Origin of the sequence: Myxococcus sp. AM009 (assembly GCF_013372605.1) — a bacterium.
In the GTDB taxonomy this organism is placed as follows: domain Bacteria; phylum Myxococcota; class Myxococcia; order Myxococcales; family Myxococcaceae; genus Myxococcus; species Myxococcus vastator.
Genome location: NZ_JABXEP010000033.1, coordinates 22,884 through 42,678, shown reverse-complemented (window position 1 = coordinate 42,678; position 19,795 = coordinate 22,884). Strand labels below are relative to the sequence as shown.

Genomic DNA, 19,795 nt, shown 5'->3' with positions numbered 1-19,795 from the left:
ATGCGATGGATGTGGATGTGGACGCTAATCCTGGCCGCGGGGTGTGACGGCATCGACCTGCGCCGGCTCGTCGAGCAGCACGCGGCGCGCACCCGCGTGGCCAACGAGCCCTCGGGCCCAAACTGCGAGTACGGAGGGAAGGCCGTGCACTCGGGGCTGGACCTGGATGACGACGGCGTGCTCGACGACAACGAGGTGACGGGCACCGAGTACATCTGCGCCACGCTCTCGCCGGGCGTCCTGGTGCGCACCCGGCAGCTTCCTCCTGGCGAGCCCTGTGCGCTGGGCGGGCAGCGCACCCTGGCGGGGACGGACCTGGATGGGGACGGCCTCCTCTCGGATGACGAGGTGACGCGCGAGGTCCACGGCTGCATGGAGCCGGCGCCTGTCGTCGCCCGCGTCCGCCCGCTGCTGACCCACCCCTTCGTCTGCCGGTACGACAACGCGCTCATGGAGGCCGGCGTGGACCTCAATGGGAATGGCGTGCTCGATGAGGACGAGCTCCGGGCGGCTGCCCGCTTCTGCGCGGACCCCGTGGTGACGCTGCTGCGCCAGCGGCCAGAGCCCGCCGGCCCGAACTGCACCACCGGCGGCACCTGGGTGGAGGCAGGCGTGGACGACAACCGGAACACGGTGCTCGACGACGCCGAAATCCGCGCGTCCGCCTACGTGTGCCAGCTGTCGGCGACCCATGACGGGACGTATGCGGTGGAGGACGTGGCCGACCTGGAGGCGCTGAAGTCCCTCACCAGCATCCGCGGCGACCTCAACATCGAGCACACGGAAGTCACGGCGGTGGTGCTGCCCGGCCTCGTCTGGGTGGAGGGCGCGCTGAACATCCAAGGCAACCCGGGGCTGATGCAGGTGGACCTGTCGGGGCTCCGCTACGTCGGGGGGACGTTGAGCATCAGGGGCGGCGACCAGCTCAGCGAGCTGCGCATCGGACCGCAGACGCCGGAGGCGCTTCCGCCCGTTCGCGTCCACAGCCTGACGCTCAACTCGCTCCCTGGCTTGTCGACCCTGAGCGGCCTGACCGCCGTGGCGCCCCGCTTCGACCTCACCCTGTGGAACACCGGTGCCCTGTGGAGCCCTGGCATGTTCCCCCACGTCCAGGTGCTGTCGGGCACGCTCACCGTCCACCAGAACGCCGCGCTGGAGAAGCTGCCGCTGTCCCAGTTGGCCCAGGTGGATGGGAGCTTCATGATTTCGGCCAACCCGATGCTCCAGTCCCTGGAGGGCATGGGCCTGCTGACGAGGATTGGCGGCGTGCTCGACATCTCCAGCAACAACGCCCTCACGCACCTCTCCGGCCTGGAGCACCTGGCGCTCGTGGAGGACCGCGTCAACGTGATGAACAACGCCCGGCTCCAGGAGGTCCGCTTCGATGCCCTCTCCGAAACCGGCGCGCTCGCCGTGGCGGGCAACGCGGTGCTGGAGCAGGTAGGCCCGATGCCGTCGCTGCGCCGAGTGCACGGGGACGTCGTCCTGGAGGAGAACCCGCGGCTGCTGCGCGCGACGGACCTGCCAGCGCTCCAGAGCATGGGCGGCGCCCTGTTCATCAACCTCAACCCGACGCTGACGGACCTGTCCGGCTTCCAGCAGGTGACGTGGATGCGCAGCCTCTCCGTCACGGGCAACGCCGCGCTGGAGCACCTGGGGAGCCTGGGCTCGCTCCACAGCGTGAGCAGCCTGGAGGTGCGGGAGAACCCGGCGATGACGGCGCTGAACCTGGACGCACTCGCGCGCGTGCGCGACGCGTTCATCGTCACGGACAACGCCCGGCTCCCGTCATGCTGGGCCACGATGCTCGCGGACGCCGTCTACACCGGGCCGGCGGAGGAGCGCCTCATCGGGAACAACGACAGCGTCACGCCTTGCCACCTCTAGGCTGGCCGGAAGCGCGCGGCCCGGGACGGTGCTTGCCCGTGTGGGAAGCGCGGTCCTACAGTGCCGGCCTTCACCAAGGCCGCCATGACGACCCCGAGTCCACCGGCGTCGAGTGAGTCCGCTTCACCGGCGCTCGCCCCGACTCCGCCCACCCCCACCGTTGCGCCTTCTCCTTCAGCCGCGAGCCGGTGGGCGCCCGTGGGCGCCGCGCTGGGCGGACTGGCGTGGTTCCTCTGGCTCGGCGGTGGAAAAGCGATTCCGCCCACGCGCCTCGACTGGCTGATGCGCGAGGACTGGGCCTGCGCCACCATGGGCTGGCTCTTCTACCGCAACGCACCTTGGCGACTGCCCCTCACGAGCTCGCCCAACCAGCTCTTCCCCCATGGGACGTCCGTCGCGCTCACGGATGGCAATCCCCTGCTGGCGGTGCTGTTCAAGCCCTTCGACGCGCTGCTGCCCGCTGACTTCCAGTACCACGGCCTCTGGCTGGCGCTGTGCTTCGCGCTGATGGGGTGGTTCGGCGCGAAGCTCGTGTCCGTCGCCTCCTCCCGGCCCACACACCAGGTCCTGGGGGGCCTGCTGCTGGCGCTCGCCCCTCCCATGGCGGCCCGCCTGGGCCACATCGCGCTGTGCGCGCACTGGATGCTGGTGGCCATGATGTGGCTCCACCTGCGCGACGCGCCGGATGCGCGCGCGGCGAAGCGGAGCCTCTGGCTGGCCGCGGCCTTGTGCGCCCTGGGCTCGGGCATCCACCCCTACCTCGTGGCCATGCTCGTCCCCCTCGCCATGGCCCTGGCCGTGAGGCTGGCCCTGGCCCGCGTCATCACCTGGGGACGCGCGTTGCTGGCCTCCGCGGGCATCGTCGTGCTGGACGTGCTCGTCTTCGCCCTCTTCGGCTACTTCCTCGGCAGCACCCTGGGCGCGGAGGGCTTCGGCCAGTTCTCCGCGGACCTGACCGCGCTGTTCAATCCGACGGACTGGTCGCGGCTCTTGCCCTCCCTGCCCGTGGCGCGGCGGCAGGCCGAAGGCTTCGGCTATGTGGGCGCGGGGGCGCTGCTGCTCGTGGGGCTCTCCGTCGTGGGCGCGGCGCTTCGCTTCCGCGTTGTGCGGGACGTGCCCTGGCGGCGGGGCCTGCCCTTCGCGGTGGCGGTGCTGCTGCTGGCCCTCTACGCGCTGTCCTCCCGGGTGACGTGGACGGGCCGGCTGGTGGTGGACCTGGGCGGACTGTACGAGCCCTTCTCGCGGCTGACCTCCGCGTTCCGCGCGTCCGGGCGCTTCATCTGGCCGCTGTGCTACGCGGTGATGGGCGGCGCCGTCCTCCTGTGGCTTCGACAGTGGCGCGAGCGCGCCTGGGTGGGGACGGCGGTGCTCGCGCTGGCCGTCGCGGTGCAGGCCTACGACGTGCGCCAGGACAAGAGCGAGCTGCGCCGACGTCCAGACGGCTTCCGGCGGCTCCAGGCCCCGGAGTGGGCGGAGCTGAAGGGCCACTACCAGCACCTGGCCCTCTTCCCACCGCAGGTGCAGTGGGTGTGTCCCTACAACGAGCCGCTGGTCAACGCGGCGGGGTACATGGCCTACCGGCTGGGCCTCACCTTCAACAGCGGCTACGTCACCCGGACCCCGCCGTCGATCGCGGAGGCGTGCAACGCCACCATGCGCCCTGGCGGCGTGGACGGGGACACAGTGTACGTCGTGGTGCGCCAGCAGGTGGGCGCCTTCCTCCGGGCGGGCGCCCGCTGCGGGATGCTGGAGGGGTTGCCGGTGTGCGTGGCCGGGCAGCGGAGCGACGCCTTTGCTCAGGCGTTGACGCGGCAACCGTTGCGATAGCGCGGGGCCCCGCCGAATCCAATGGACTCCCTGGCGGGGACAGGCAGCATCCCGGCGTATGGGAAGTGACGACATCGTCGCGGCGTTGCGCCAGGTTCCGCTGTTCGCCCGGCTCACCGCGGAACAGCTCCGCTGGATGGCGGACCATGGGCGTCAACTCCACTTCCCCGCCGGCGCGCGCATCGCCGAGCAAGGCGCCTCCGCGGATGGACTGTCCGTCATCCTGGAGGGCCGCACGCAGTGGAGCCGCGACACCAACACGGAGAGCGCGCCCACCTTCACGCTGGAGGCCGGTGACCTCTTCGGCGAGCTCATCCTCTTCCTGAACGCGCCCTACCCCCACAGCGGCGACGCGGTGACGAACGTGCGCCTGTTCCGGATGGAGCCGGCCACCTTCTGGGAGCTGCTGCGGCTGGCGCCCGGACTCAGCCGGGGACTGATGGAGCTGGCCTCGCAGCGCACCGAGCAGCAGGCACAGGATGTCCGTCCGCAGGCGGAGCTGCTCCCCGTGGGACGCATGGCGGCCGAGCTGGGCGCCGAGCTGGGCAGCCCCGCCGCGGCGGCCCGCCGGAGCGCGGCGCGGCTGGGCGAGCTGATGGCCACGGTGTCCGCGCGCGCCATGGCCCTGGGTGAGCACGGCCTTTCCCTGCCCCAGCGCGGCGTCCTGCTGGCCCTGCCCCGGGAAGCGGCGGAGCGCGGGCGGAGCTCTCCGCCGCTGGAGCCCCTGGCCCGCGCGCAGCGCGAGGAGGCGCTGGGCTCCTGGCTGGAGGCGCGCGGCGTGGCTGACGCGTGGGAGGCGGCGCCCGCGCTGGTGGCCTCCGGGCTGGACGTCGCGTGGCTGGAGTCAGTGGCGACGCGCGTGGGCGGGGCGCTGCTGGGCGACGTGCTCGCGTGGCTGGTGGTGGCGGTGAGCTGCGACGTGCTCATGGCGGAGGTGGCGCGCGGAACGGCGCGCGTGTCCGCGCTCGTCGACGGCGTGAAGGCCTATGCCTTCATGGACCCGGTGCCGCGTGAGGACGTGGATGTCCACGAAGGACTGGAGCACGCGCTGGCGGCGCTGGGCCACCGGCTGCGCGGAGAGCACCTCACGGTGGAGCGCGAGTTCGACCCGAGCCTGCCCCGGCTGAAGGCGGAAGGCATCGCGCTCGATGAGCTGTGGACGCAGCTGGTGCTCAACGCGCTGGAGGCCCTGGGCGAGCGCGGAGGCCGCGTGCGGCTGCGCACCTGGAAGGAGGGCGCGCACGTGGTCGTCGAGGTCTCCGACGACGGGCCGGGCATTCCCAAGGACCTGCAGCCGCGCATCTTCGAGCCCTTCTTCAGCACGAAGCCCCATGCGGCGGGCATGGGCCTGGATGTCTGCCGGCGCATCGTCGAGCGCCATGGCGGCGACCTGTGCGTGCGCGCCGAACAGGGCGGCACCCGCATCCAGGTGCGCTTGCCGGTGTAGCCAGCACACGCTGGGTCGCGGTGGATGTCACGCCCCCCTGGCGCGAATCGTGGCTAGGGTGCATGCGCCCGATGTTCATAGGGCCCACACCCCACGAATGAGGAACGCACGATGCCCGAGGTCAAGACACCGGAGATGGGGACGCCTGTCTGGATGGACCTGATGACGCCGGACCTGGAGAAGGCCCGCGCCTTCTATGGCCCGCTGCTGGGCTGGTCGTTCGTCGTTGGCACCCAGGACACGCACTTCTACACGATGTGCCAGGTGAACGGCCTCAACGCCGCTGGCATGGGCCAGAAGCCGCCTGACCTGGCCGCGCCCTCGGCGTGGACGCTCTACTTCGGCGTGGAGGACATCGACGCCACGGCCGCGCTCGTCCAGAAGCATGGCGGCCAGGTGGGCATGGGCCCCATGGACGTGTTCGACCAGGGACGGCTCGCCATCTGCACGGACCCCACCGGCGCGCACTTCGGTCTGTGGCAGCCCCTGGAGCATCGGGGCGCGCAACTCGAACACGAGCCCGGCGCCATGACGTGGCGCGAGGTGAACACGCGCGACGCCGCCAAGGCCATCGCCTTCTACTCCGCCCTCTTCGGCTTCGAGGCGAAGAAGCTCGAGGGCATGGGCGACATGCAGTACTGGACCCTGCACAAGGGCAAGACGGCGGTGGGCGGCGTCCTGCAGATGGGCGAGAGCTGGCCCGCCGAGGTGCCCGCTCACTGGCTGAGCTACTTCGCGGTGGCGGATGCAGACGTGGCGGTGCGGCAGGTGACTGAGCTGGGCGGCAAGGTGCTCCAGCCTCCCGAGGACTCGCCCTACGGCCGCCTCGCCGTCGTCGCCGACCCCGCGGGCGCGACCTTCGTCGTCATCAAGCTGTCCGAAACGTCCCCGGAGATGTAGCCGGTGTAGCCGCGGCGCTCAGGCCTTCGCGCCGAGCGCCGCCACCGCCGCTGCCATCACCTGCTTCACCGGGACGCCCGCGGCCTCCGCCACCTGGCGACAGTCCTCGAACTCCGGGTGGGCGTTGAGCACCGCGCCCTGGCGCAGCCCGCGCTTCACGCGGACCTGCCCCCACGGCGTCTCCACCTCCACCCAGTCCCGCTCCAGCGCCTGACGCTCCACGCGGTGGTAGCGCACGCCCAGCGTGGTGGACTCGCGCAGCACCACGTCCACGAGGGCCTCGCGCGTGCCGCCCTCCACCAGCGCGCTCAGCAGGTGCCCCGGCCGGCTCTTCTTCATCACCACCGGCGTCACCCACGCGTCCAGCGCGCCCACCGCGAGCAGCCGCTCCAGCAGATACCCCAGGAGCTGCGGCGTGGCGTCGTCCAGGTTGGCCTCCACCACCCAGAGCCCTTCGTTGCCGGCCTGCTCCAGCCGGCCCAGCGACGCGCGCAGCACGTTGGGCCGGTCCTTGAAGTCCTTCGTTCCAACGCCGTAGCCCACCTTCTCCACGATGAAGTCCGGCGGGTGGCCGATGTGCGCCAGCACCTTGAGCAGCGCCGCGCCCGTGGGCGTCGTCAGCTCGCCCACGCCTTCGAAGCGCACGGGCACGTCACGCAGCAACTCCAGCGTCGCGGGCACGGGGATGGGCATGGCGCCGTGGGCCACGCGGATGGTGCCGCTGCCCAGCGGCGGCGGCGCCGCGTGGACCTCTGGGTTGCCCAAGAGCTCCAGCACCACCGCCGCGCCGCAGATGTCGACGATGGAGTCCACCGCGCCCACTTCATGGAAGTGGATGTCGTCGATGGACACGCCGTGGACCTTCGCCTCCGCCTCGCCGATGGCGCGGAACACCGCCAGCGCCCGCTCCTTCGCGCGCGGGGGCAGCGTGTCCGCCTCTTCGATGAGGCGCCGGATGTCCGCGTAGGCGCGGTGCGGGTGGGCCTCGCGCGCCTCCAGCACGACGTCCAGGTGCGTGCCGCTGATGGCGTGGCGCACCGCGCGGCTCACCGCCAGCTTCCAGCCCGGGACGCGCAGGCCCGACAGCGCGCGCTCCAGGTCGGCCGGCGCGATGCCCAGGTCCAGGCCCGCCGCCAGGAACATGTCCCCGGCGATGCCGCCCACCGGCTCCAGGTAGAGGATGCGTCGCATGGTGCTCACCTGCGTCCCTTCGTGCGGGAGATGAGGGCGGCGTAGAAGCCACCGCCGAAGCCGTTGTCGATGTTCACCGTGGCCACGTTGGAGGCGCACGAGTTCACCATGGCCAGCAGCGCGGACACGCCCTTGAAGTTGGCCCCGTAGCCCACCGACGTGGGCACCGCGACCACGGGGATGCCCACCAGTCCGCCCAGCGCGCTGGCCAGCGCGCCCTCCATGCCCGCCACCACCACGGCGGCGTGGCACTCCTGGATTTCCTCGCGGCGCCGCAGCAGCCGGTGGATGCCGGCCACGCCCACGTCGTAGACGCGCCGCACCTCCGCGCCCATGGCCTCGGCCGTCGTGGCCGCCTCCTCCGCCACGGGGATGTCGCTGGTGCCCGCCGTCACCACGGCCACGCGGCCCGCGCGCACCTTGCCCTGCTTGAGATGGAAGATGCGCGCCACCGGGTGGTACTGGCCCTTGGGGAAGCGCGCCACCAGCGCCTCCGCCTTGTCCGGCTGGAGCCGCGTCACCAGCACCGTCTGCTTGCGCTCCACCAGCGCCCCGACGATGCCCAGGAGCTGCTCCACCGTCTTGGGCTCCCCCAGCACCACCTCCGGGAAGCCGAAGCGCAGGTTGCGGTGCGTGTCGAGCGTCGCGTACCCCAGCTCCGCGAAGGGCAGGTCCTTCAACTTGCCAACCGCGTCGTCCACGGAGACGCGGCCGGACTTCACGCTGCCCAGGAGCTGCTTCAGCGCCTTTTCATCCATGGGCGCCCGTGTAGCCTGAAACGGGCTACACGCCCAGCCGCGCCAGCAGGTCGCGGATGCTGTCCCGCGCCAGCACCAACAGCAGCTGTCCACCCACCGGCGGCGCCGCGGCCGCGAGGAAGCGGGCCTCCAGCACCACCACGCTGCTGGCGTCGCCCTCCACCTGCCCCACCGCGTCGGACACCGCGTCCCGCGCGCCGCCTCGCCGCACCGTGGGCACCGTGGGCACCAGCCTCCAGCCCGTCAGCCGGCCCATGGCGGACAGGCAGGCGCTGGCGACGATGTTCGCCGTCTCCGCCACCACGCTGTCCCGCTCGGCCTGATGAAGCGCCGTCTGTCCTTCCAGGAGCAGCGCCTCCAGCGCGGCGCTGTCCTCCTGGGGCAGCACCAGCAACAGGACACCCCGCAGCCCGCCCTGGATGCCCAGGCTCCCGGACACCACCGGCGCGGCGCCGCCCAGCAGCTCGGCGGCGTCGGAGGGGCCTGTCAGCACCACGCGGGGGATGGAGAGGTCCACCTTGCGCCCCCCCATCAACCGGGAGAGGGCATTGGCCGCGTGGCCACAACCAATGTTGGCCACCTCGCGCAGGGCGTCGAGTTGCGCGTCGCTGGGGAGGGGCTGGCTCACGCGGACAGTAACCTCGGCACGTCCAGGATGAACACCGGACGCCCACTTCCCAGAATGGTGACGCCGGACAGGCCGGGCAGCAAGTCCAGGGGCCGAGACAGCGGCTTGAGCACCACTTCCTCCTGTCCCAACAGGCGGTCCACCTCCAGGGCCACCCGCCCGGAATCCCCGTCCATCACCACGAAAGGCCGGGTTCCCTGCCTCTGCGGGGCAGGAACGCCCACCAGCGCATCCAACGCGTGGACCGGCAGCAGTGAATTGCCGTGAGGCAGCAGGGCCGTCTCGCGGCTGCGGCTGAGCGACTCCCCGTCCGCCTCCGTCGCACCCACCACCTTGGCGATGGGCAGGCCGAAGACCTCCTCGCCCACCTCCACCAGCAGCAGGTGCACCACGGCGACTGTCAGTGGAAGGCGCAGGGTGAAGCGGGTGCCCCGGCCTCGCTCGCTGTCGATTTCGAGCGTGCCGCCGACGTTCTCCACCACGCGCTTCACCGCGTCCATGCCCACGCCGCGGCCGGAGATGTCGGTGATGTCCTTGGCGGTGGAGACGCCCGGAAGGCACGACAGCATGAAGGCCTCGCGGTCCGTCATGCGCGCCGCGGCCTCCGCCGAGAGCAGGCCCCGCGACACCGCGGCGTTCTTCAGCTTCGCGGGGTCCATGCCGCGGCCGTCGTCCTCCAGCTCGATGATGACGCGGTCCCTGGCGCGCTTCACCGCCACCAGCACCCGCCCCCGGGGGCCCTTCTTCGCGGCGGCGCGGTCCTCCGGCGCCTCCAGGCCGTGGTCGATGCAGTTGCGCAGCAGGTGGAGCAGCGGGTCCGCCAGCTCCTCGAGGATGGCCCGGTCCAGCTCGATTTCCGCGCCGGTGATGACCAGGTCGACCTCGCGCTCCTTGCGGCGGGCGATGTCACGCGCCGCCCGGGGCAGCCGGTCGGTGATGAGGGACAGCGGCGTCATGCGCGCCGTCATCACCTTGTCGTGCAGGTCCTTCACCAGCGTGTGCAGCCGGTAGACGCCCTCCTCCAGCGCGGGGCGCGTGTTCTCCGGCAGCACCTTGCCCACCTCGCGCAGGCGGGCCGTGGCGAGCATCAGCTCACCCACCGTGTCCAGGAAGTAGTCGAGGAGCTCCGTGCGCACGCGCACCGTGCGCGACGCCGTGTCCGCGGGCGCGCGGACGCCGTCGGGGACGGGCACCAGGGCGGGCTGCACCACGGGCGCGGCCACCGCGGGCTTCACCGAGAGGACCTCCACCTCGGCCACGTTCTTCAGCGCCGCGTGGATGCCCGCTTCGCCCGCCGGGGTCTCCAGCTCCAGTTGGATGTTGCCGTCTGGGATGCGGCCGGCCTTCAGCTCCTCCAGCGCGGGCCGGAGGTCCACCAGCGTGCCCAGGTTGGTGAGGCGCTTGTGGACGAGGAAGGCGCGCACGCCGGGCACCTGGCAGGTGGGCGCGATGCGCAGGCGCACCGCCCAACGCTGGGCCAGCGTCTCCGGGAGCGGCGCGCCGGCCGCGGCCTTCAGGGAGTTGGCCAGGTCGGGCGACGGTGCCGCGGCACCGGGCGCGTCCGAGGCCCGGCGCGCGGACAGCGGCAGCACCACGCCTCCGGTGGTTCCGTCCGGGGATGGGAGAGCGCTGGAGGTGGTGGAGGCACCGGAGTCGCTGGCCACGCCTGGGCTGGCACTGCGCCCCCCGGTGCCCGCGCCTCCGTCGACGCCGCTCCCCGCAGCTCCGCCACCTTGCGTTGAGCCGGGACTGGCACCGGCGCCTGTGGGGCCCGAGCCGCTTCCGGCTCCGCCGCTCGTGCCGCCACCGGGGCTCGCGCCGCCAGCTCCGCCCGTGGGGCCCGAGCCACCGCCAGCTCCGCCCGAACCATCCGAGCCAGTGCCCGAGCCACCGCCAGCTCCGCCCGAACCATCCGAGCCGGTGCCCGAGCCACCGCCAGCTCCGCCCGTGGTGCCCGAGCCACCAGAGCCAGGCCCCGAGCCTCCGCCGACGCCCGACCCGCCCGAGCCATCCGAGCCCGTGCCATCCGCGCCGCCGCCCTCCGGCTTCAGCGCCGTCACCTTCGCGACGCGCGTGGCGGCCGGGGCGTGGCCCGTCATGGTGGTGACGCGCTGGCTGAGCTGCGTCAGGAGCGCCGCGGAGTCATCCGGCGGCTTGCCCTCCGCCACCGCGCGCACCTGCGCGAGCATGGTGTCGGCGGCGGTGAGCAGCAGGTCCACCAGGTCGCGGTCCAGGCGGCCGCGGTCCTGACGGACGGCGTCCACGAGGTCCTCCACGCGGTGCGCCACGATGGCGATGGGCTCGAAGCCCATGGACGACGCCATGCCCTTGACCGAGTGGGCATGGCGGAACATCGAATCCACCGCGCTGGACGAGCTCTCGCGCTCGAGCTCCACGAGGTCACGCCCGAGCGCCTCCAGGTGGTCGGTCGCCTCGGAGATGAAGAGCCCGAGGTAGCGGGACATGTCCATCGTCATGGACCCGGCCTCGTGTCAGGAAGGGTGGACGGCCCGCGCCAGGGCGCAGCCGCTCACGTCTCGCCCAGGACCTTCTTCACCACGGCCAGCACATCCTCGGCCCGGAACGGCTTGACGATGAAGTCCGAGGCACCCGCCTCGATGGCCTCCATCACCAGGCTCTCCTGGCCAAGCGCGGAGCACATGATGACCACCGCGCTGCTGTCCGCCTTGATGATTTCCCGAGTGGCCTCGATGCCGCTCTTGAAGGGCATGACGATGTCCATCGTCGTGAGGTCGGGCTTGAGCTCCTTGTACTTCTCCACGGCCTCCAGGCCGTTGGCCGCCTCGCCGACGACCTCGAACCCCCCAGACGCAAAGATGTCCTTGATCATGTTGCGCATGAAGATGGCATCGTCGACGACCAGGACCCGCTTAGCCATGTGAAGAACTCCGCCTCCGAATCACCTAGAGGAGCGCGGACACTAGCATCCGCGCTTTCCAGGGGGCTACTCACTTGGAATGGGTGAACAAGGCAACCACCGCGGCGTCCAACCCCTCTGGGTCCAGGACCGTCACTCCCAGGCCACCCAGCCTGGCGACGCCCCGGATGGCAGGCGTCATTTTTCCTGGCGCCGTGCTCACCCGCTCCACCGCTTCGATGCCGTCTACGTCCGTCACCAACAGTCCCAGGTCTCTCCGCCCTCGGTCCAGTAGAACCACCCGTCCGGGCGGGGTAGGACCCTCGGGGAGACTCAGGAGCTGCCGCAGCTCTACCACCGTCACGACCCGGCCGCGCAGATTCATTACGCCTGTAATGGCCAGTGGCGCACGCGGCACGCGGGTGAAGCGCTCGGGAGGCACGACGACCTCCCGCACCGCCGAGAGCGGCAGCCCGTAACGCTCCTTCTCCACCCGGAAGATGACGTGCCGCACAGGAGTAACGTTCTATCCGCTCTGGAATCAGCGGGACGAACCCGCCGCGCCCCGCTTCGCCGTGGAGGTCTTCTTCGCGCCGGCCCGCACCTTGGGACCTTCGCGCGCCGGGGCCGGCTTCGCCACGGATTTCTTCCCACCCGCCGCCGCCTTGCCCGGTGCGGGCTTCTTTCCGGCCCCGGGGGTCAGCGCCTTGAGCACCTTCTGGGGCGCCACGGCGCGGAAGCTCTCGTGAATCCACTGGGACAAGAGCCCGGTGGGGACCTCGCTGCCCGGCTTGAAGCGGGCGGACACCCAGCCGCTCTTGCCCAGGCCGTAGCCGGTGGGCTCGGTGAAGGGCAGCGTGAGCGCGGCCTCGTGGGACTCGGGGAGCTTGGTGGTGACCCCCAGCCCGTCGTTGTCCAGCGCGAGGATGACGAACATCTTCCCCTTCACCTTGGCCGTGCGGTGGCCCCAGGGGAACTCCTCGGTCGTCTCGGGGAGCGCGAGCATCACCCCGCGCAGGTGGGCCTCCGCGGCCTTCAGCTTCGCGTCGACGTTGTCCGAGGGCGGCTGGCTCATGAGCCCAGGCGGAAGCTGCGCACGACGCTCTGCAGCTCGACGGAGAGGTTGGTCAGCTCACTGGCCAGCGACGTCATCCGGGACACGGCGGCCGTCTGCTCCTGGATGACCGCCTGGATGGCCTCTGTGGAGGAGGCGTTGTTGCGCGCCACCAGCTTGATTTCCTCGATGGCCTTCACCATCTCCTCGCTGCCCTTGAGCTGCTCGCGGGCGCTCTCGGAGATGAGGTGCACCTTCTCGGAGCCCTTGCGGATGGTGTCGGTGATGGCGCCCATGGAGCGCACGATGTTGGTCAGGTCCTCGCGGCCCTCGGCCAGCTCCGCGATGCCTTCCTTCATGGCGCTCACGACGGAGGTGGACTGCCCGGAGATGTCGCGCGCCAGCTTGGAGATCTGCTCGGCGGAGCGGCCCGCGCTCTCAGCCAGCTTGCGCACCTCATCGGCCACCACCGCGAAGCCGCGGCCGTACTCACCCGCGCGCGCCGCTTCAATCGTCGCGTTGAGCGCCAGCAGGTTCGTCTGCTGCGCCACCTGCGTAATCGCGTCGACGATCTTGGAGATTTCCTGCGTCTTCTCGCCGAAGGCGAACACCTGCTGGCTGGCGGACTCGATGCGGTTGAAGACCTTCTTCACCTTCTCGCCGGCCAGCCGCGCCGCCTTGGAGCCGTCCTCGGCCGCGCTGCTCGTCTCCGCCGTCGTCCTCGCCGCGTCCTCGGCGCTGGCCGTGGTGCGCTGGATGCTCCCGGCCATCTCCGTGATGACCTTGGACGCCTTCGACACGAGCTGCGACTGCGACTCGGCGCCGCCGGCGATCTTCTCCATCGACGAGCCCACCTCCTCGGTGGAGCCGTTGACGTTCTCCGCCGAGCGCTGGAGGTCGATGGCGGTGTCGGCCACGCTCTTGGCCGTCTCCTGAATCTTGCCCACCAGCTCGCGCAGGTTCTCCTGCATGCGGGTGATGGCGCCCGTCAGCTCGTCGATTTCGTCGCGCGTGCTGCCGCCCTCGGCGGCCACCGGCTTGGACAGGTCGCCCTGCGAGATTTCGTACGCGGAGCGGCTGAGCACCTTCACGCGGGTGACGCGCGCCAGCCACGAAGGCAGCAGCGCGGCGGCGGCCCCGGTGATGATGATGGCGACGCCAATGCGCACCGCGTCCCTCCCCCCGACGCTGAGCTCGGGGAAGAGGAAGTCGATGAGGCGGTCCGACGCGTACATCCACGCTGTCAGCGCCAGCCCCATCAAGACGTAGCCGTTGAGGATCTTCCGGTGAAGGGACCGCTCGCGGGTCGCGCGAGGGCCGTCCACGGCGCGCAGCAATCGCTGCAGGGGCTCGCGGCGGGGAGTGTGTCCGGGGACTGTGTCGTCGCGGAGGGGACGGCGCACGGGTTGCTTTCGGGGGATGAGAAGCGTCTCGGGTTTAGCCTTGCTGCTCCGCAGGGTCAATCCATCGCCCGAGGTCGGAAGTGGTCGAACCCCTCTGGCGGTGGGAGAACGCGGCCTGTCCTGTCCCGGCTCACCCACCCGCGTCCCTCTGTGAAGTGGCCGATGCGGGTGATGGCGTGTCCCCCTGTAGCGCACGCGCGCTCGAATGCCCGGCTGCGTCCCGGGGGAACGGCCAGCAGCAGCTCGTAGTCCTCGCCCCCCGCCAGCGCCCCTTCAGGCCCCAGCGCCTCGCGCACCGCGGCCGACAGCGGCAGCCGCTCCACCTCCAGCTCCGCGCGCACGCCCGAGGCGGTGCAGAGATGACCCAGGTCTTGTGCAAGTCCGTCGGAAACATCCAGCGCGGCGGATGCATGGCGCGCGGCGAGCAGGCCCAGCGCCACGCGAGGCTCGGGGCGGCGCTGACGGCGCACCGCCGCGCCCCGGCGCAGCCCCGCGCGCAGCTGCGCAAGGCCCAGGCGCGCGTCGCCCAGCGTGCCGGAGACATAGAGGAGGTCCCCGGGCCGGGCCCCCGCGCGGGTGAGGGGCGCGCGTGACAGCTCGCCCGCGGCGGTGATGGTGACGGAGAGCTCGCGCGCGGAGGTGAAGTTGCCACCCACCAGCGCAATCCGGTGGGCGGTGGCCAGCGCGGCCATGCCGCGCGCCAGGCCCGTGAGCTCCCGGAGCGGGTAGTCCTTGGGCAGCGCGAGCGCGCACACGAACCAGCGCGGCGTGGCCCCCATGGACGCCAGGTCCGACAGGTTCACCGCCAGCGCCTTGTGGCCGATGTCCGCGGGGGAGAACGCGGCGCGCGTGAAGTGCACGTCCTCCACCACCGCGTCCGTGGTGACGCACTGCGCGCCCCGGGAGGGGGGCAGCACCGCGCAGTCGTCCCCGGGCCCCACCGGCACGCGCGCGGCGGGGAAGCGCGCGAGGAACCGACGAATGAAATCGAACTCACCAGCCATGGACACGGAGGAAAGACCAGACGGCGTGTCAGGGCAACGACACTTTTCAGCACCTTGGGCAGACGCATCATTTTCGCGCCATTCCCAGACAACATAAGGACTGGGTCTTCCATCTCCCGGGGGGGAGTTCATGCCAAAGATTGGCGAGCGGCTGCCTTTCGTTTCCACGCCCCAAACCCAGACGCGCCCCGCGGGCACGAAGGACGTCAGCACCCAGCAGTGGGTGGACCTGCTCGGCTCCGTCCTTCCAACGCAAAGCGTGACGAAGGCGGCCCCCGCGAGCGCCTTCGCCGCCCAGGCCCCGGGGACGGGTACCCCGCAGCCCCCTTTCGGCAAGGAGATTCTCCCCTCCGCCCTGGGCCCGCTCAGGGATGAGCGCCTGGCGGCCTGCGTCGCCGACGCCTACCGGAATGTCTTCGAGGGCGACCGCTGGCCGAGCGGTCCCGAGCGCTCCAAGTGGTTGGACTTCGCACGGGAGCTCCGCAACGAGAACCCGAAAATCACCGCCGATGAGGTCCGCTACGCCATCCAGGACAAGCTGCGCCTGGAGCGGGACGGGCTGGACGCCCATTCGCCGGCGAACACCGACAGGTTCATCTCCGAGGCCATCGCGTGGGTCACCCAGTGCTACGACGAGAAGGCGCCCCCTCCCACTGAGGCGGACATGCGGCACTGGCGCGACTTCGCCGCCGACCTGATGCGCAAGAATCCGGAGACGACCCCGGAGGAGCTCAAGTACGCCATCATCGACGCCGTCCGGGCGAAGGTGCTGGGGACGGATGCGGTGACTCCGAAGAACATCGACAAGTTCATCAAGGACGCCGTCAAGTGGGTCACCCAGTGCTACGAGGGCAAGGAGCGCGAGGCCACGCCCGCGGAGCTGAAGGAGTGGCGCGCCTTCGCCCAGGAGCAGTTGAAGAAGAACCCAGACATCACGCCCGAGAACCTCAAGTACGCCATCACCGACGCCATGCGCGCGAAGATGACGGGGACGGGCGAGGCGACACCGAAGAACATCGACAAGTTCATCGAGGACGGCGTCAAGTGGGTCACCCAGTGCTACGAGGGCAAGGAGCGCAAACCCACCGCCGCGGAGCTGGCGCACTGGCGCGACTTCGCCCGGAAGCACCAGAAGGCGAACCCGGACCTCACGCCCGAGGAGCTCAAGTACGCCATCCAGGACGCCATCCGCGTGAAGGCGACGGGCATGGACGGCACGGGCAGCGCCAACATCGACAAGTTCATCCAGGACGCCGTCAAGTGGGTGACCTTCTGCTACGAGGGGCAGGAGCGCGACGCCACGCCCGAGGAGCTGCGGCGCTGGCGCGCCTTCGCCAACGAGAAGAAGAAGGAGAACAAGGACATCTCCCCGGAGGAGCTCAAGTACGCCATCCAGGACGCGATGCGCAGCGAGAAGATGGGGACCAACGCTCCCGCCAAGCAAAGCATCGAAGACCACATCAGGGCGGCCTACGGCTGGCTCATCTACATCAACTATGCCGGGCCCTCTCAGCCGTCGAGCGAGCCGACGCCCAACGAGCTGAACGAGTGGAAGAAGTTCGCCGAGAAGAAGTTGAAGGAGACGCCTGAGATGACGAGCGAGGAGCTCCGGTACTACCTCCTGGACAGCCTCCGCACCGCCATGGCCAACAGTTGACGGCGACGGCCCCCCGCGCTCGCCATCAGAGCGAGCGCAGGAAGGCCACCAGCGCGTCGCGCTCTGCCTTGCTCAAGGCCTTGAAGCGCGCGCGGGCACGAGCGCCCTCGCCCCCGTGCCAGAGGATGGCCTCCTCGAAGCCGCGCGCGCGGCCGTCATGGAGCATCCGCACCTGCCGGTTCACCGTCTCCAGCAGGCCCAGCCCCCACAACGGCGGCGTCCGCCACTCGGAGCCGCTCGCTTCACCGTCGGGGCGGCCGTCCGCCAGCTCCGGCCCCATGTCGTGCAGCAGCAGGTCCGTGTACGGGCGGATGCGTTGGTTCGACAGCTCGGGGATATCCTCGACCGTCCCCGTGGTGAACTCCGCGTGGTGGCACGCCGCGCAGCCCGTCTTCTGGAAGAGCGCTCGCCCCTTCACCACCGCCGGCTCCGCGACGCTCCGGCTCGCGGGAGGCGCAATCAGGCGCAGGTAAAGCACCGTCTGCGCCAACTGCTGCTCCGACAAAGCGGGCCCCTTGGCGGGCGGCGGCGCCTGGCAGGGCGCCTGCGCCTGTGTGCAGTTGCGCTCGGGATAGAGCGGTGACGTCAGCCCCAGGTCCTCTGAGAAGGCGCTGGCGGCCTGCTGCTCCAGCGTGGGCTGGTTGGCCTTCCAGCCATAGCGGCCCAGTCGAACCGCGCCATCCCGGGCGGTCCGCACCCGGTTCGGACGGCCGGAGATGCCATCCCCGTCACGGTCCTTCGCATCCGCCCGCGCCAGGATGGCCTTGTCGGGGATGGCCTCCAGCAAGCCGAGCCCGAACACAGGCGCGGGAATGCGCGGCGAGAGCATCACCTGGGAAGACAGCTTCCCGTACCCCAGTCGAGCGATGTCGTAGCGCGGCTGTCGTAGCGTGTAGGGCGTCCCGTCCGCGTACTTCCCCTTCACGTCCGTATAGGTGACCTGGACCTCGCCCTCGGCGGCGACGCCAGGAATGGCGCGGTCATGGAGCTGGCCACCGTAGACGGGCTCGTGGCGCCCCGCGGGCGAGTCCTCCGAAGGCACGCTCAAGCGGACGAGCAGCGGCGCCTCGGGGCCCAGCTCACGCAGGGGCCGCCCACGGCCATCCTTGAAGTGGCAGGAGCCACACCCCGTGGCATTCGAGAAGGGGCCCGCCGTCACGTCCGCCAGGGCGTACCAGTCCCGCATGAACACCGCCTTGCCGTCGAGCATGGGCTGCCAGCGCGCGGGGTCCAGGTTGCCCAGCGCACGGCCATAGGCATTCGGCGTGACGTCGAAGACCGTCGTCGCCCCACCCGAGAGCGCGTCGCGCGCGCGCGGCGCCGCATGGGACGGACCGGCGGCGAGCAGGAGGGCCCCACACCACCCAAACGCCTTCGCGCCCAGCAAGCGCCAGGAATGACGGAACATGGCTCGCCTCATGAAGAACGGCTGGAAGCGGACGGCAGGCCCACCTCCAGCCGGGGAGACACTTCAATGACTACTGCTTCGCGGGCGTGACGCTCTCGCTGACAATCTGGGTCACGTTCGCCGTCGTCTGCAGGTGGATTTCGTCGAAGCCGAGGTAGGGGTAGTTCGTCGGACCATGGACCTCCTCGCTCAGGACCAGCCGGTCCGCCTGCAGGACGCGGCCGTCCGAGAGCTCCACGTACGGATGCGCCAGGTCGATGGTCCACTGGCACTGACCCCGGGGCGTCACGTTGAAGGAATAGCCGCACGGGGTGTAGCAATAGTTGCAGCTCCAGTAGCCAATGCTCTGGCACTGATCCATGCAGGAGTTCCAGCTCTGGTAGGCCGGTCGGCAGGACGGCGACGGCGGCGGCCACGGCGTCACGGGGTCGTGCGGCTCAAGGACATTGACCCCGCCGTTGTGGAGGCGCGTCATCACCCCCTGCAGTTGCCCCTGGTAGTAGACGAGCGCGGAGTGCGTGGACTCCTCGCCCGCGCCCGTGAAGGTGGTGGAGTAGGCGGCCCGCCCGTCCTCCGTCACGAGGGTCGCCGTGCTCGTCGTGGACCCCTCGGATACGGAGGAGAGCAGCATCTTCCCGTGCTCGGGCGCGTCGCTCTCGCTGAAGACACCCGCGGTCCAATGACTGGCAAGGCCCGTGTGAATGACGACGCCGGACTCGCCGCTCACATCGCCATTCTCAATCCGGACGCCTTCGTCCGTCACGCTGACATAGGCCTCGCCGACGCCACAGTGATTCAGGTCCTGGAACATCACACAGTCCTGGTCCTGCGCCTGGGCCTGCGCCAGGGGCAATGCGAGGGAGAACACGGCGGCCCACAGGGGGGTTCCAAAATTCCAAAGCAGACGCATCTGACGGCTCCTCACGCTTCCTGGGAAATCCAAGAAGCGGGCTTTCCCACTTCAATGGACATGCCAGGATTTACCACCCTATGAGGAGCCGTCTGGATTGTGACAGGATTTGCCACAATCCCTTCCTTCGCAGTGACCTCCAAAGTCTCACGCAGCGCAGCGCGCCCTGACCAAAGGCACACGCCGCGGTCCTCAGCGGCGTGCGCCTGGGTGAGCGGTTCGCTACAGGAACAGCCCCGGGTCGAACTCGTCCACGTTGACAGGGAGCATGCGCGGCAGGGGCCGGTTGAACACCTTGGCGTTCAGCTCCAAATCCAGAATCTTGAGTCCGGAGGGGACGAGCTCCCGGAAGCGCTGGCTGACGTATTCGCGCAGGCCGAGCACGGCCACCTCGCGTTTCTCCTCGAGCATGGGCTTGAGGGCCTCGGCGAAGTCCGCGCCGTCATGGCTGGCGAGCACCACCGCCGCGCCGGGGCGCTGGGTGCGGATGTTCTCCAGCAGCTTGAGGATGCCCAGGTCCACCACCTTCTGGTCGGGGCGGCCGTAGAGGAGGGCCACCTCACAGCCGGCGGACTTGAGCGCGCGCACGAAGCCAATCATGACGTCCGGCAGCTGCTCTCCGCGGGCGTTGAGCACCACCACGCAGCGCACGGGCGCCGGGAAGTTCGTCTCACAAAAGGACACGAGCCGGTCGAACTGGACGCGGTCCTGGGACTCGGGCTTGCGGCCCACCACGTTGGACACAGCCCAGTCGATGTTTTCTGCGTCGATGAGTACGTAGGAAGCTGCGGGGGGGCGTCCGGAGAGCATGCGCGCGAGGATACGCGGGAGCCCTTCCGCCCG

Annotated in this window: 17 protein-coding genes; 5 read left to right on the top strand and 12 right to left on the bottom strand. The window is 70.5% G+C overall.

All coding sequences use genetic code 11. The features are described from left to right. Positions 1–15: 15 nt before the first annotated feature. From HV824_RS11320 to HV824_RS11305, 4 genes are all read left to right on the top strand, one after another. Complete coding sequence (locus tag HV824_RS11320) at positions 16–1,887, top strand: hypothetical protein (protein ID WP_255207950.1); 1,872 nt, start codon at positions 16–18, stop codon at positions 1,885–1,887. 198 nt (positions 1,888–2,085) lie between these two features. After that, positions 2,086–3,714 (top strand): DUF6311 domain-containing protein, encoded by a 1,629-nt coding sequence (locus HV824_RS11315; protein WP_368738047.1) that lies wholly within the window; start codon positions 2,086–2,088, stop codon positions 3,712–3,714. 58 nt (positions 3,715–3,772) lie between these two features. Next, entirely contained in the window at positions 3,773–5,161 is a 1,389-nt protein-coding gene (locus tag HV824_RS11310) for an ATP-binding protein (RefSeq protein ID WP_176423247.1), read from the top strand. A 111-nt stretch (positions 5,162–5,272) separates the two neighbouring features. Next, the gene (locus tag HV824_RS11305) at positions 5,273–6,061 is read left to right on the top strand and encodes a VOC family protein (RefSeq protein ID WP_176415656.1); all 789 of its coding nucleotides are present in this window, start codon (positions 5,273–5,275) and stop codon (positions 6,059–6,061) included. Positions 6,062–6,079: 18 nt separating this feature from the next. On the opposite strand, the gene larC is transcribed toward HV824_RS11305, so the two are convergent. The 9 genes from larC to thiL form a co-directional block, all read right to left on the bottom strand. Continuing rightward, complete coding sequence (gene larC, locus HV824_RS11300) at positions 6,080–7,252, bottom strand: nickel pincer cofactor biosynthesis protein LarC (RefSeq protein ID WP_176423246.1); 1,173 nt, start codon at positions 7,250–7,252, stop codon at positions 6,080–6,082. A gap of 5 nt (positions 7,253–7,257) precedes the next feature. Then, a complete protein-coding gene (gene larB, locus HV824_RS11295) occupies positions 7,258–8,010 on the bottom strand; it encodes a nickel pincer cofactor biosynthesis protein LarB (protein ID WP_176415654.1) in 753 nt (250 codons plus the stop codon). 25 nt (positions 8,011–8,035) lie between these two features. Then, positions 8,036–8,638 (bottom strand): chemotaxis protein CheC, encoded by a 603-nt coding sequence (locus HV824_RS11290; RefSeq protein ID WP_176415653.1) that lies wholly within the window; start codon positions 8,636–8,638, stop codon positions 8,036–8,038. Further along, positions 8,635–11,115, bottom strand: coding sequence for a chemotaxis protein CheA (locus HV824_RS11285; RefSeq protein ID WP_176423245.1), 2,481 nt, complete (start codon positions 11,113–11,115; stop codon positions 8,635–8,637). Before HV824_RS11285 ends, HV824_RS11290 begins: the two co-directional genes overlap by 4 nt. Before the next feature lie 53 nt (positions 11,116–11,168). Further along, positions 11,169–11,537 (bottom strand): response regulator, encoded by a 369-nt coding sequence (locus HV824_RS11280; protein WP_011556618.1) that lies wholly within the window; start codon positions 11,535–11,537, stop codon positions 11,169–11,171. Positions 11,538–11,607: 70 nt separating this feature from the next. After that, complete coding sequence (locus HV824_RS11275; protein WP_011556619.1) at positions 11,608–12,030, bottom strand: chemotaxis protein CheW; 423 nt, start codon at positions 12,028–12,030, stop codon at positions 11,608–11,610. A gap of 27 nt (positions 12,031–12,057) precedes the next feature. Then, the gene (locus tag HV824_RS11270) at positions 12,058–12,591 is read right to left on the bottom strand and encodes an MmcQ/YjbR family DNA-binding protein (RefSeq protein WP_176423244.1); all 534 of its coding nucleotides are present in this window, start codon (positions 12,589–12,591) and stop codon (positions 12,058–12,060) included. After that, positions 12,588–13,973 (bottom strand): HAMP domain-containing methyl-accepting chemotaxis protein, encoded by a 1,386-nt coding sequence (locus HV824_RS11265; RefSeq protein ID WP_176415650.1) that lies wholly within the window; start codon positions 13,971–13,973, stop codon positions 12,588–12,590. Before HV824_RS11265 ends, HV824_RS11270 begins: the two co-directional genes overlap by 4 nt. A 56-nt stretch (positions 13,974–14,029) precedes the next feature. Further along, on the bottom strand, positions 14,030–14,977 hold the full coding sequence (gene thiL, locus HV824_RS11260) for a thiamine-phosphate kinase (protein WP_176415749.1): 948 nt from the start codon (positions 14,975–14,977) through the stop codon (positions 14,030–14,032). A 130-nt stretch (positions 14,978–15,107) separates the two neighbouring features. On the opposite strand from thiL, the gene HV824_RS11255 reads away from it, so the two are divergent. After that, positions 15,108–16,634: a hypothetical protein gene (locus tag HV824_RS11255; RefSeq protein ID WP_176423243.1), complete on the top strand. Its 1,527-nt coding sequence runs from the start codon at positions 15,108–15,110 to the stop codon at positions 16,632–16,634. 25 nt (positions 16,635–16,659) lie between these two features. Here HV824_RS11255 and HV824_RS11250 read toward each other — a convergent pair whose 3' ends face one another. The 3 genes from HV824_RS11250 to HV824_RS11240 all read right to left on the bottom strand — a co-directional run bounded on the left by HV824_RS11250 (position 16,660) and on the right by HV824_RS11240 (position 19,762). Then, a complete protein-coding gene (locus tag HV824_RS11250) occupies positions 16,660–18,042 on the bottom strand; it encodes a di-heme oxidoredictase family protein (protein ID WP_176415648.1) in 1,383 nt (460 codons plus the stop codon). A 70-nt stretch (positions 18,043–18,112) separates the two neighbouring features. Further along, positions 18,113–18,952, bottom strand: coding sequence for a hypothetical protein (locus HV824_RS11245; protein WP_176415647.1), 840 nt, complete (start codon positions 18,950–18,952; stop codon positions 18,113–18,115). Between the two features lie 222 nt (positions 18,953–19,174). Next, positions 19,175–19,762, bottom strand: a complete 588-nt coding sequence (locus HV824_RS11240; RefSeq protein ID WP_176415646.1) for an NYN domain-containing protein — start codon at positions 19,760–19,762, stop codon at positions 19,175–19,177. Positions 19,763–19,795: the final 33 nt, after the last annotated feature.